Source organism: Clostridium sp. AF19-22AC, from assembly GCF_003479085.1.
Taxonomy (GTDB): Bacteria; Bacillota; Clostridia; order Lachnospirales; family Lachnospiraceae; genus Faecalicatena_A; species Faecalicatena_A orotica.
In genome coordinates this window covers 46,782-60,360 of the sequence record NZ_QUGN01000011.1, presented here as the reverse complement: position 1 = coordinate 60,360, position 13,579 = coordinate 46,782, and the positions used below count along the sequence as shown (strand labels likewise).

The window sequence follows — 13,579 nt, the reverse complement described above, 5'->3', positions numbered from 1 at the left end:
CGGATGCAGCCGCGGTGAAGCGTCACAATTATGTGATGGGCTTTGCCGGCGGAGAAATCAATAAATAGCGTATCGGTTCCGATACGTCACAAGCGCTATACGAAAGGAGCAATCAGCATGGGTAACGCATCTAAAAATGAAGCGTATGCATTGGACATGAGAAAAGTGTCCAAAAGGTTTCCCGGAACATTGGCTGTAGATCAGGTCGATTTCCGAGTGAGAGCAGGGGAGGTACATGCCCTCATGGGTGAGAATGGAGCTGGTAAATCAACTCTGATGAAAATGCTCGCCGGACTTTTTAATGACTACACAGGAGAGATTTATATTGACGGGGAAAAGAGAGAGGTGCATACACCGAATCTCGCCAGAGAATATGGAATTGGAATGGTATATCAGGAACTGTCTCTTGCAAGAAGAATTTCTATTTATGAGAACCTTCTGGTTGGACGTCTTCCGAAGAAGAATGCATTGTTTATCGACAAGGCAAAGGCGATTGAGGAGGCGAAAAAACTGCTCCACCGTGTGGGTCTGGATGATATCGACCCGACGCTGGATGTATCCGAGATCAGCCAGTGTGATGCACAGCTGGTAGAGATTGCAAAGGTACTGGGCTTCGAACCTAAGATCCTTGTTATGGATGAGCCCACAAGTGCGCTGTCCAGCGAGGAAGTCAACAGGCTGTTTGACATCGTGAGAAACCTGAAAGAACAGGGGCTGGCCATCGTATATATTTCCCATCATCTGGGAGAGATTTTTGAAATAGCCGATATGGTAACGGTCATGAGGGACGGAAAGCTGGTAGATTCCTTCCCGATTACGGAGACTAATACAGAACAGCTCGTTGAATGCATGGTCGGTGAACCGGTAAAAAGCTTTTACGCTGATCACAAGAGCATGGTAACAGATGAAGAAGTGTTACGGGTAGAAGATTTTACAAGGTGGGGATTTTTCCACCATATTAACTTCAACCTCCATAAAGGAGAAGTACTCGCCATCTGCGGACTGGCAGGATCCGGAAGAACAGAAATCGCAAGAGGCCTGACAGGCGTTGACAAGACCGACGGGGGCAAGGTATATATCCACGGCAAAGAAGTTCATTTCAAAGACCTCGGAGAGTCTATCAGGGGCGGCCTTGGATATCTGACAGAAGACAGAAAAGTCGTAGGTCTGGCGCTTCCGCAGACTGTGTCCGACAATGTGACGGCATGCATTATTGATAAATGTGGGCCCGGAATCCTTTATCAGGCAAAGAAGCAGAATGACCTTGTCGATGAGAGAATCAATGAAATGAGTGTATACCCGGCAGACAGGGACAGACTGGTAAACAGCTTTTCCGGTGGTAACCAGCAGAAAGTGCTGATGGCAAAATGGCTGGCGGCGGACGTAGATATTCTGATTCTGGATGAACCTACACGAGGTGTTGACGTCAATGCAAAACAGGTTATCCATGATGCTGTGAAGAGATACGTTTCCCAGGGAAATGCATGTATTCTTCTTTCCAGTGACCTGCCTGAGGTAGTAGGTTTATGTGACCGTGCAGTTATTTTAAGAGAAGGGCATATCATCGGTGAAATTCCGAAAGAAGGAATTAACGAAAACGCACTGTTGATTGCAGCAAATGGGGAGGGTGAGTACGTATCATGTCAGAACAAATAAATAAAAATCCAAATACAAACACTCCAAAAGTAGATACCAGAAAGACGGAAATCAATAAGTTCAGTCTCATTTTCAATAAATTGGGAATCTATGTTGTAGTCGTAGCTCTGATCATTATCGGCCTGATTGTTTCGAAAGGAACATTTTTTGCAGCCAGCAATATCCAGTCTATTCTGGAAGCGGTTGCCCTGATCGGTATGGTCAGTTCAGGCCTGATCTTTATTACATATTCCGGCAACATGACAGACATGTCCATCCCACTGACAATGGCGGTAGGAGGCATGATGGCAGTGCAGACCATCAACTTCGGATTCCCTGTTGCAATTCTGATTGGTATCCTGTCAGGTGCACTGATTGGCCTTGTCAACGGATTCATGATCGGAAAGTTCAGGGCGAACCCGATCATCTGGACATGGGGGTTCAACCTGCTGCTTTCCGGTATCGTAAGAGTTATCTGGGAAGGAAAACAGCTTTATGCAGATAAAGTTGCAAAGGATACAGAATTCGCACAGAATGCGGCTAATACATTCTTCTCTATAGCAAGGACCTACATTGGGAAATACATTTCCCTGATGGCAATCGTCATGATCGTGATGATGGTGATTGCATGGTTCATTCATTCCAAGACAAAATTTGGACAGAAGCTGAAACTGATCGGAACGAACTACGAAGTAGCGAAGTTTTCCGGAATCAATTGTACAAAGACGCTCGTAACGGCGTATATCATCAACGGAGTCTGTGCATCCATAGGGGGAATCTTCTTCGCAGCATTGCGTAAGACCGCTTCCTATGAAAACGGGACAGGATATGATTTCTCATGTCTGACAGCCGTACTTCTTGGAGGATGTCTCTTAAACGGAGGAAAAGGCTCGGTAGTCGGGACCTTCGGGGGCGTGCTTGCATATGGAATCCTGAACAATATCCTCTCTTGGATCGGTCTGGGAACATATGAAAAGTACCTGGTACAGGGACTTGTCTTCCTGTTCATTGTATGGCTGAACACATATTCTAACAGAAAGTTGGGTAGAGCATAATGAAAAATAAGAAGATTAAAATTAGTGCAAACTTAATTAATGAAAACAGATCTTATCTTTTCCTGGCTCTGATATTGATAATTGGTCTTTTTGTAGATAATTTTTACACCATGTACAACATTAGTGCCGCTACGGGAAACGGAAGCCTTGTAATCTGGCTGGGACTTGGGTTTACAGTATGTATGATCGCCGGGCACATGGACCTTACGATTATGTATATGTCCACGTTTGCAGCCCTGCTCTGCCTCGGTCTGCACGGTGACCAGGGACTGCCCTGGGCCGTATGTATTCTGATTGCAACACTGGCCGGCGTTTTGGTAGGATGCATCAACGGCTTCCTCGTTACAAAGTTAAAGATACACTCCTTTATCGCAACGCTGGGTATGCAGTTCGTATTAAAAGGCTCCATGTATATCTACACAGGCGGTGAAGAACTCAGTATCGGAAAAGATTATGCATTCAGTGATGTGCTGAATGACACACCGGTTGGTTTCCTGCCGTTTTCCACCTATTTCCTGATTACAACACTGGTTGTGTTCATCGTCATGATCGTACTGCGCTACACAAGATTCGGCCGCAACGTATACATGATCGGCGGCAACCTTGAGACGGCATGGCTGGCAGGAATCAAGAGCGACGGCGTGACAACAATGGCATTCGTCATTTCTTCCGCAGCATGTGCACTGGGCGGGGCGCTGAACGGAATTTACTCAGGAACGGCCGGAATCACAATGGGTGAGAAAGGAATCAGCCCTCTTATGATCGCCCTGACCGCTACCATCATCGGCGGAACCGCAATCAATGGCGGTAAAGGAAGTGTCATATGGACATGGGTTTCACTGGTTGCAATCGCACTTCTGAAGGCGATCTTTAAGAAAACAGAGATCCAGGTGCTTGTAATCGCCGCGATACTGATCGGATGTATCGTCTACGAAACAATCGCTTTATATAACAGGAACAAGACGGTTGGCACAAGACCCAACCTGCATAAAGAAGCCTTGAAAGAACTCGGAAAATCACACTAAATTTCAACGGGTGCTTTAGGATCAGGGGAAGGCCCCGTCAGAAATAAAAGATGCAGGGTGTTATATGGATTAGAAACATGCGGGACATGTTTTTAATAAACAAACAAAAGGAGGAAAGAAAAATGTTCAAAAAGTATTTAGCAGTTATGCTTGCCGGAACGATGCTGGTGAGCACCTTATGTCTCACAGGATGCGGAAACAGCGGCTCAGACTCAAAGGATGACAAGAAAGCGTCATCGGAGGATTCTTCTTCAGGCGGGGACAATCTGGCAGAATCAAAGGAATTGCTGCAGAAAGCAATCGATGACATTCAGACGACGGACAACCACCAGATGATGGCGGAAGGAACAACTTTCGACGTACCGGAAGCAGAAGGTGATGCAGAGGCACTGGAAAAACTGGATGATTCCGACATGAACAAGTGGCATTATTATGAATATCTGGACTGGGATTCAGAAGCTGACTCAAGATTCCCGGAATCTCCGGCTGACGGACAGAAGGGCAAACACGTAATCCTGATCGTACATGGCGCCCATGCATGGACAACATGTTATCAGGAAGCTTTTGAGGAAGCTTGTGAAGCAGTTGGAATGACTTGTGACGTATATGATCCGAACTGGGACCAGTCCACGCAGGACGGATATATTGACCAGGCTATCAATGAGCAGCCGGATGCTATCGTAGTTATTCCTGTAAGTGCTGACCATGCGGGACAGCAGTTCAAGAAGATCACAAAAGCCGGTATTCCTGCATTCTGCAGCAATACACTTCCGGAAGCTGACGCAATGAACAACATCTTAGCTTACACAGGACCGAACGACTGGTACCAGATGAGAAACCTTGCAAGCAAGCTTGGTGAGGAACTCGGAGGAAAGGGCGGCGTTGCCTACATCACACATAATGTAGGAACATCACCATATTATGCACGTACATTCGGACCAATGTCCACATTAGCAGAAGAATATCCTGACATCAAATCTCTTGACGTACAGTCACCGGGATTCGAAGCTTCTGCTGTAAAACAGGTTGTTTCAGACTGGATCACAAAATATGGAAAAGATCTGAATGCAATCGTTCTCGCAGATGATTCTGACCAGGCAATCGGAGCAACAGAGGCCTGCAAGGCAGCAGGGCGTGAAGATATCCTGATCGTGGCAGCAGGTATGTCCAAACAGGGTGCAGAGCTCATCCAGAGCGGCGAACTGAAATATGCAAGCTACCAGTCATGTCAGGCAGATGCAGGTCTGGCAGTAAGAACAGTATCCGAGTACTTTAACGGTGAAGATATCGAAAGAGTATCTTATATCGGAACAGACATCATCGGAGCTGACAATGTAGAAGAGTACCTTCCTTGCCAGTGGTAGGCAATTGAGCGAAGCAGCATAAAAAGAATGGGCGGACGGGCGGAGGCCGGCAGTAAAGCTTCCGCCTGTCTTGTAAAAAGGAGAGACAGATGAACAGTAAAGAACGTTTTTTGGCAACGGTTGAGAGGAAACCGGTAGACCGCCCCGCAGCATGGCTCGGTATGCCGGATATCTATGCACAGCCGGCATTATTTGAGTACTATGGTGTTAAGAATATGCATGAGTTAAAACTGGCGGTAGGGGATGATTTCTATGCGGTGGAAGTTCCATATCAATCACCGACGGCAAGTGCCATTTATGCTGCATTTGACTGGTATATGGACGGAAATGTGGATGCAGAAGACCGCACGCTGACCGCTGACGGATGCTTTAAAGATGCGGAGGAGCTGGAAGATCTGGATTTCTTTAAATGGCCGGACCCGGCGGAATATATTGACGTCGAAGAGTGCAGACGCCGTGTAGAGGCGGCTCCCGACGATAAAGTGACTTTAGGCATGTTATGGTCTGCACATTTTCAGGATACGTGCGCGGCTTTCGGTATGGAGACAGCCTTAATGAACATGATTGCAAATCCGGAGATTTACGAGGCTGTTGACGAGAAGATCATGGATTTCTACCTGAAAGCAAATAAAATTTTCTTTGAAGCCACAAAGGGCAGACTGGACGCCGTACTGATCGGCAACGACATGGGAAGCCAGAGGGGGCTGATGCTTTCTCCGGACATGGTTCGCCGTTTCATTATCCCGGGCTGTAAACGACTGGTGGAACAGGCACACAGTTATGGTGTAAAAGTAATCTATCACTCCTGCGGATCAATCGCCGATATTATTCCGGACCTGATTGAAGCAGGCGTGGATATCGTACATCCGATTCAGGCACTGGCTGCAGGCATGGAACCGGAAAGCCTGAAAGAAAAATTCGGTGACAAAGTATCCTTCTGCGGAGGCGTAGATACACAGGACCTGCTGGTAAACGGAAGCCCGGAGGATGTGCGTAACAAAGTAAAAGAACTGCGTACCATATTCCCGACAGGACTGATTATATCCCCAAGCCATGAGGCAGTTATGCCGGACGTTCCTCCTGCAAACATCCATGCATTATTTGAAGAAGCACAAAAAGTATATTAGGAGGTGCAGCAATGCAGAGATATGGTTCCATAATTGGAGTGAAAAAAGAAAAATTAGATGAATACAAATATCATCATGCAAATATATGGCCCGAGATCAACGCCATGATCAAAGAGTGTAACCTGTCGAACTATTCCATTTATAACTTTGGTGAATTATTGTTCTCCTATTATGAGTATACCGGCGACGATTATGAGGCAGACATGGCAAAAATGGCCGCAGACCCTAAGACACAGGAATGGTGGGATCTGGTGATGCCTTTCCAGCAGCCGCTTGACGGAAGAAAAGAAGGCGAATGGTGGGCTGAGATGGAAGAGGTCTACCATCTGGATTAATTCATGCCTGCATTATAAATATGTATACGAAGACAGCCTTAAGAATCAGGAATAGAAATATCTGACAATCAGACAGAACTGTCTGCCCGGAAACTGGCAGCAGAAACTGTCAGAATGTCAGATATTTTTGCTTTTAATCAAAAATAATACACACTTTATTCTTTGATTAGAGCCAAATAAAAAGATAATTACTCAAAAATATATAAAAAAACTAAAAATAGTGTTGACAAAATGGGAAACGTGTAGTATTCTTAATACAAGAAATAAAACAAATGAACAATCACTTAAAAAGAAAAAGTAATCTCATAAGAGAGAGGAAAATTCTTCGTAAATGAAAGTTCAGAATGTTTTAGTAACTGGACAAAAGTAAATGATTAGAACGGAAAGATGGAGAAATTATCATAATGACGAGAAAGTTATGAGAGAAGTAAAATCCATCGTAAAAAGAAAATCATCGAACAAGTCCGGTAAAGTTTAAGAACAGGAGGTACGGACCACCAGCAAATTAAAGTTTTAAACCAAACCGCTATCAACAAAATTGGTAGAGAAAGAGGTAAAAAAAGAATGATAGAAATATCAGTGTGAAGATGGGTGTTAATCATAATTAGATTGGCATCCATCTTTACTTTGTGTGGATATAAAATAGCTTTGCGGAAAGTGACCCGAAAAGCTATTTTGTGTTGTATATTTCTGCAAAAATTGTTAAAATAAGAAAGATGTGGGGAGAAATCAGAACATGTTGCAGGGGAGATGAGTATGGCAAGATCAAGTAACCAGAAGGAAAAGATCCTGTTTCTTATGAGGCTGTTCCACGAGGAAACAGATGCGGTGCATCCTCTTTCCAGAAAGCAGCTTGAAGAGAAGCTGTTGGAATATGGAATTCAGGCAGAACGGAAAAGTCTGTATAATGATATCGAGACGCTGAAAAAGTTCGGGATGGATATCGCTTACCGGAAAGAGCGGCCTGAAGGATATTTTCTTCAAAGCCATGAATTCGAACTGGCGGAGCTGAAATTACTGGTGGACGCGGTTCAGTCTTCCAGATTTATTACAGAGAGCAAGTCGAACAGCCTGATCCGTAAGATCGAGAGTATGGCAAGCAAGTATGAAGCAAAGCAGCTTCAGCGTCAGGTTGTTGTTGCGAACAGAATCAAGGCGATGAATGAAAGCATTTATTATAATATAGATAAGATTTATGCGTCTATTGCTTCAAACCAGCAGATTCTGTTCCGGTATTTCGAATGGACGATCGAGAAGACAACCAGGCTCAAGAAGGGCGGGGAGCCATATCAGGTCAGTCCCTGGGCGCTTACATGGGACGATGAGAATTATTATCTGATCGGGTATGATGTAGATGCCGGAATCCTGAAGCACTTCAGGGTGGATAAGATGCTTGATATTGAAACATTGGGAGAACCAAGGGTCGGGAAGGAAGAGTTTGGAAGATTCGACCTGGCACACTATACGAAAAAAACATTTGGTATGTTTGGCGGGGAGGAAGAGACCTTACGTATCAGATTTCATAATAAATACATAGGCGTTGTCATAGACAGGTTTGGGAAGGATGTATCTGTCAGGCCGGACGGGGAGGAGAGTTTCACGGCACGCGTGGATGTGGCTGTCAGTGGACAGTTTTTCGGCTGGCTGACCGGGCTGGGGAAGGATGTCAGAATTCTTTCTCCGGTGTACGTGGCGGATATGTATCTGGATTTCTTAAAGGAGATCACCGGGGCATATGACAGCGGGGAGTAACTGTAAATAATTTTAAGGGACAAAGGTGAACAAGATGATAATGAATATGGATTACATTTTAGGACAGGTGCAGGGGTACCTTGATACAGGTATGGCTGTGTTGACGGATAAGGGGAGAGGATTGGGTCAGGCGGATCTTATCACTTTGATTGTGGTGGCTGCCACCGGCCTTCTGTTTTGCTTCTTCGGACTGAAGATGGTGCGGTTCTGGGCAGCGGTTCTCGGACTGGCCGTCGGTTTTTCAGGCGGGGCGTATCTGGCTTCTTATTTCGGACTGGACGGCTACATCCCACTAATTATCGGTGCGGCGGCAGGTCTGATCCTCGCAGGGCTTTGTGCGGGATTCTTTCTGGCAGGGGCATTTTTTGTCATGTGGATTCTGGGTACGGCAGGCAGTGCATGCATTTTACAGCCGAAGGACTGGCAGTTTATGCTGGTCTGTGCAGCAATCGGGCTGGTCATCGGATTAATTACCCTGAAATTCGCGGGGCCGGTTACGATGCTGGTTACCGGTATTTGTGGTGGTTTTGCCGCAGGACAGGCAATTTACATCCTGCTTCCTTTGAAGAACCGGATTATAAATATCGCGGTCATCGCAGTGCTTGCGATTCTCGGCATTATTGTACAATTTCTTTTGGAATCAAAGAAGCGCAAAAAGCAGCATCTAAAGAAAGCTGAGGAGATTCGAAATACACAATCTGTTGCCAATGAAGTGGACAAGGCCCGTGCAATGGTGGACAATCTGGATCAGGAGGCACCAGTTATGGAGGCTGGCCCTGACGATATTGGTGAGGAGCCGGAGGATGAAGGTGAGGCGTATTCCGGTATGGATTTCGATGACATCGATGAGGATATTGACGAAGAATTTCTGGAAGATGATGAAGAATTCGAAGACGATGACGACATCCAGATTTTCAGTCTGGATGATGATGAAAAATAATCTGGATACAGTTTACAGGACGGAACAGGAAGAAGTTTATTGCCAGTCCCCCGGCAAAGTTGTATAATATATCTATAATCCAATTGAAGAAAAGGGGGCTTACTTATGAAGATTGATATGCATTGCCACGTGAAAGAAGGGTCTATTGACAGTAAAGTAAGCTTGGACGAATATATTACAATTCTAAAGAGCAAAGGTTTCCAGGGGATGGTGGTTACTGACCATAACACGTATAAGGGGTACCGCCACTGGAAGTACCACATGAAAGGGAAGGCCCATGAAGATTTTGTGGTGCTAAAGGGGATCGAGTACGATACGAGAGATGCCGGACACATTCTGGTCATCATGCCTGAGGGCGTGAAGATGCGGCTTCTTGAGATGCGGGGGATGCCGGTATCTGTGCTGATCGACCTTGTCCACAGGAACGGCGGTGTATTAGGGCCGGCCCACCCGTGCGGAGAGAAGTATCTGAGCATTACGAATACGAAGAAGTTTTATACGAACCCGGAGATCATGAAGCGCTTTGATTTCGTCGAGGCTTATAACTGCTGTGAGTCTGCCGCATCCAATGCGGGAGCGATGAAGCTTGCACAGAAGTATGGAAAGGTGACGATAGGGGGAAGTGATTCGCATAAGCCGGGCTGTGTGGGACGGGCCTATACGATCATACCGGAACCTGTGACCTGTGAGACCGAACTGATCTCCATGATCCATAAAAAGACGAAGTTTGAGACCGGAGGTACGTTATACGAGAAGACGACGAAGGACCGCATCGGCAAGGTCAATAAGATTCTCGTCTATTCCTTCTGGTTTTACAACAAAGGCGGCGAGCTGCTGAGAAGGCACGGAAGGAATGAGAAGATGGATGTCGAGAACCCGGTCGACCCGATTGATCCGATCGAATTGTACTACACGGGGGACCCAAACCTGTTCTAACCAGCCGCTGTCAGACAGATTTGCGGTACTGCATTGGTGTGAGGTGGTATTTACGTTTGAACAGCCGGTTAAAGTAGGACAGGTTGTCAAAGCCCGTGCGCGCTGCAATCTCAAGGACGGAGGCCCCTGTGGAGGCGAGCAGCCGCGCGGCCATCGTGAGGCGGTAGTCATTCAGGTATTCGATGAATCCTGTGCCCATATGGGTTTTGAAGAACTTCATGAAGTGGGATTTACTGTAGTATGTCAGTGCCGCCATATCATCGATAGTGATTGAATCGGCGTAGTGGTCTTCCACATATTTTAATATTGTTTTTAATTTCTTCAGAGATTTTGTCTTGATTTTCGGGACAGGGTCTCTGTTTTTTTGTGCCGAGATAAGAAAAAAGAAGAAGCGGAACAGCTCGGCTTTGACAGCAAGCTGATACCCTTCGGACTGCACCTCGCACAATTCATCGATATGACGGATACAGCCTGCAATTTGCGGATAAATCTGGCAGGCGGGGGTGATGAAGGTCAGAGGGCTCTGCTCCTCATTCAAAAGGGGCAGGATAAACCGGTTCGCACACAGGTCATTTTCACCCGATATGAGCATCCCGGGCATGAACAGTATATTCTCGTATTCCATTTCACAGCCTGCCTTCTGATCGATCGAGTGGAGCTGGCCTGGGAGGATCAGGACGATGTCCCCGGCAGTGACCGTCTCGGAGTGCAGATCTGCGGAGACATAACCCTGCCCCTTTTTTATGACAATCAGTTCCAGTTCTTCGTGCCAGTGGAACGGGACCTGCGTGAAATCCAGTGGGATGGAGCAGAGATAGGTATTGTAGGGAAATTCAGATGATGTATGTGATTTGGTTTCATGATAGTTTTGGTATTCTTTGATATTCATGGGAGGTCCTCATTTTCTGCAAAAAACTATTTTACGGATGCTGTTTTGCGATTAATATGATAGTATTGTACTATAAATGAAGAGGATTTTGCAAGAAAATGAGATAGAAACATATTAAAATGCATACTATAGAAACTGTTTATATGCATTGAAAGGAGTAGTCTAATGAGTATACAGGATAGTTTGCAGCAGAAATTAGGAAGAGGAATAGCGGAGGCGTCGAATGAAGAGATTTATTCGGCTCTTTTAAAGATTGTACAGGAGATGGCTAAGGGGAAGGAACGCCCGGAGAAAAAGAAAAAACTGTATTACATATCGGCAGAATTTCTGATCGGTAAACTACTTTCCAATAATATGATCAACCTTGGGATTTACAATGAAGTCAGGGATGTACTGGCGGCAAATGGGAAGGATATCTGCGAGATTGAAGAAGTGGAGCCGGAGCCTTCCCTTGGAAACGGGGGGCTTGGACGCCTGGCAGCCTGTTTTTTGGATTCCATTTCCACACTGGGATTGAGCGGTGACGGGATTGGGCTGAATTACCACCTCGGGCTTTTTAAACAGGAGTTTGAAAATGAACTCCAGAAGGAGACTCCAAATCCGTGGATTGAGAACGAAAGCTGGCTTGTAAAGACGGATGTGAGCTACCCGGTTTCCTTTAAGGGAATGACTCTGAATTCCAGAATGTACGATATTGAAGTGACCGGATACAATAATATTACGAATAAACTTCACCTGTTTGATGTGGAAACTGTGGATGAGGATATTGTGGAAAACGGGATTGATTTTGACAAGGAGGATATCGAAAAGAACCTGACCCTGTTCTTATATCCGGATGACAGTGATGAAAAGGGGCGCCTCCTGCGTATTTACCAGCAGTATTTTATGGTAAGCAACGGTGCCAGACTGATTCTGGATGAATGTACGGCGAAAGGTTGCAGCCTCTATGACCTGCCGGATTATGCCGTGATCCAGATCAATGATACCCATCCGACAATGGTGATTCCGGAACTGATCCGCCTTTTGATGGAGAGGGGGATGGAAATGGATGACGCGATTGATGTAGTTTCCCGTACCTGTGCATACACAAACCATACGATTCTGGCCGAGGCACTGGAAAAATGGCCGCTCGGATATCTGAAAAAGGTAGTGCCGCAGCTGGTACCGATCATCGAAGTGCTGGACGACAAGGTGCGGAGAAAATATGCGGACGAAAGTGTGGCAGTGATCGACAGGAACGACACCGTACATATGGCACATATCGATATCCATTATGGGTTCAGTGTGAATGGGGTTGCCGCACTGCATACAGAAATATTGAAACAGAACGAGCTGAATAACTTTTACAAGATTTATCCGGAGAAATTCAACAACAAGACGAACGGAATTACGTTTAGAAGATGGCTGCTCCACTGCAACCCGCTCCTGACAGAGATGCTGGACTTTATTATAGGAAAAGGATACCGTTCAGATGCAAAACAGCTGGAGCGCCTGTTGAATTTCCGGGGGGACCAGAACGTACTGAGCCGCCTGCAGGAGATCAAAAAAGCGAATAAGGAAAAACTCTGTGAATATCTCATGGAAACACAAGGGATAAAGCTGAATCCGGATTCCATTTTTGACATTCAGGTAAAACGCCTCCATGAGTACAAACGTCAGCAGATGAATGCGCTCTACGTTATCCACAAGTATCTGGAAATTAAAGCAGGAAAACTTCCGGCTACACCGATTACCGTAATCTTCGGTGCAAAAGCAGCTCCGGCCTATATCATCGCAAAAGACATCATCCACCTGATCCTGTGCCTGCAGGAAGTTATCAACAACGACCCGGAAGTCAGCCCGTATCTCAAGGTGGTCATGGTGGAAAACTATAACGTAACAAAAGCAGAAAAACTGATTCCGGCATGCGACATATCTGAGCAGATATCCCTCGCATCCAAAGAGGCAAGCGGAACCGGCAACATGAAATTCATGCTCAACGGAGCAGTAACACTCGGAACCGACGATGGTGCAAACGTCGAAATCCACGAACTGGTCGGCGATGAAAACATCTTCGTATTCGGCGCATCCAGCGATGAAGTCATTGAACATTACGCAAAAGCAGACTACATCTCCCGCGAGTATTACGAAAAAGACGCCGACATCAAAGCCGCGGTAGACTTTATCACCAGCGAAAAAGTACTCGCCGCAGGAAACGCAGAAAACCTGACAAGACTTCAGAACGAACTCCTGAAAAAAGACTGGTTCATGACACTGCTCGATTTCAAGGCATATGCAAAGAAAAAAGAAGAAGCATTCAAAGCTTACGAAAACAAAAACGAGTGGGCAAAGAAAATGCTGGTAAATATAGCGAAAGCAGGATACTTTTCCTCAGATCGTACAATAGAAGAATATAATAGAGATATCTGGAAACTATAAAGAGGTACACCACAAAAGTCAAAAAGGTGCACCACTGAAGTTAATTCGGGACGTAGCCTTTCTGCAAAAGGCTACGTCCCGAATTAAGTTTTATCATTAGGAG

The 13,579-nt window shown here is 45.8% G+C and carries 11 protein-coding genes; 10 read left to right on the top strand and 1 reads right to left on the bottom strand.

The window, feature by feature from the left end:
- Positions 1-117 precede the first annotated feature (117 nt).
- From DWX43_RS13790 to DWX43_RS13750, 9 genes are all read left to right on the top strand, one after another.
- The gene (locus DWX43_RS13790) at positions 118-1,656 is read left to right on the top strand and encodes a sugar ABC transporter ATP-binding protein (RefSeq protein WP_242996111.1); all 1,539 of its coding nucleotides are present in this window, start codon (positions 118-120) and stop codon (positions 1,654-1,656) included.
- Positions 1,641-2,690, top strand: a complete 1,050-nt coding sequence (locus DWX43_RS13785; protein WP_109731984.1) for an ABC transporter permease — start codon at positions 1,641-1,643, stop codon at positions 2,688-2,690. The genes DWX43_RS13790 and DWX43_RS13785 overlap by 16 nt, the downstream gene beginning before the upstream one ends.
- On the top strand, positions 2,690-3,715 hold the full coding sequence (locus tag DWX43_RS13780) for an ABC transporter permease (protein WP_109731985.1): 1,026 nt from the start codon (positions 2,690-2,692) through the stop codon (positions 3,713-3,715). Before DWX43_RS13785 ends, DWX43_RS13780 begins: the two co-directional genes overlap by 1 nt.
- 122 nt (positions 3,716-3,837) lie before the next feature.
- Positions 3,838-5,079, top strand: a complete 1,242-nt coding sequence (locus DWX43_RS13775; protein ID WP_242996113.1) for a sugar ABC transporter substrate-binding protein — start codon at positions 3,838-3,840, stop codon at positions 5,077-5,079.
- Between the two features lie 89 nt (positions 5,080-5,168).
- Entirely contained in the window at positions 5,169-6,206 is a 1,038-nt protein-coding gene (locus DWX43_RS13770) for a uroporphyrinogen decarboxylase family protein (protein WP_109731987.1), read from the top strand.
- An 11-nt stretch (positions 6,207-6,217) separates the two neighbouring features.
- Positions 6,218-6,541, top strand: coding sequence for an L-rhamnose mutarotase (locus tag DWX43_RS13765; protein WP_109731988.1), 324 nt, complete (start codon positions 6,218-6,220; stop codon positions 6,539-6,541).
- A 756-nt stretch (positions 6,542-7,297) separates the two neighbouring features.
- Positions 7,298-8,293 carry a WYL domain-containing protein gene (locus tag DWX43_RS13760; RefSeq protein WP_118620681.1) on the top strand — a complete coding sequence of 332 codons (996 nt, stop codon included), beginning with the start codon at positions 7,298-7,300 and terminating at the stop codon, positions 8,291-8,293.
- Between the two features lie 34 nt (positions 8,294-8,327).
- Entirely contained in the window at positions 8,328-9,233 is a 906-nt protein-coding gene (locus DWX43_RS13755; RefSeq protein ID WP_118620680.1) for a TMEM198/TM7SF3 family protein, read from the top strand.
- Positions 9,234-9,338: 105 nt separating this feature from the next.
- Positions 9,339-10,169 carry a PHP-associated domain-containing protein gene (locus DWX43_RS13750; RefSeq protein ID WP_109731991.1) on the top strand — a complete coding sequence of 277 codons (831 nt, stop codon included), beginning with the start codon at positions 9,339-9,341 and terminating at the stop codon, positions 10,167-10,169.
- 10 nt (positions 10,170-10,179) lie between these two features.
- Here the strand turns inward: DWX43_RS13750 and DWX43_RS13745 are convergent, their stop codons facing one another.
- Positions 10,180-11,058 carry an AraC family transcriptional regulator gene (locus DWX43_RS13745; RefSeq protein WP_109731992.1) on the bottom strand — a complete coding sequence of 293 codons (879 nt, stop codon included), beginning with the start codon at positions 11,056-11,058 and terminating at the stop codon, positions 10,180-10,182.
- Positions 11,059-11,223: 165 nt separating this feature from the next.
- On the opposite strand from DWX43_RS13745, the gene DWX43_RS13740 reads away from it, so the two are divergent.
- On the top strand, positions 11,224-13,476 hold the full coding sequence (locus DWX43_RS13740) for a glycogen/starch/alpha-glucan phosphorylase (protein WP_118620679.1): 2,253 nt from the start codon (positions 11,224-11,226) through the stop codon (positions 13,474-13,476).
- The last annotated feature ends 103 nt before the right edge of the window (positions 13,477-13,579 follow it).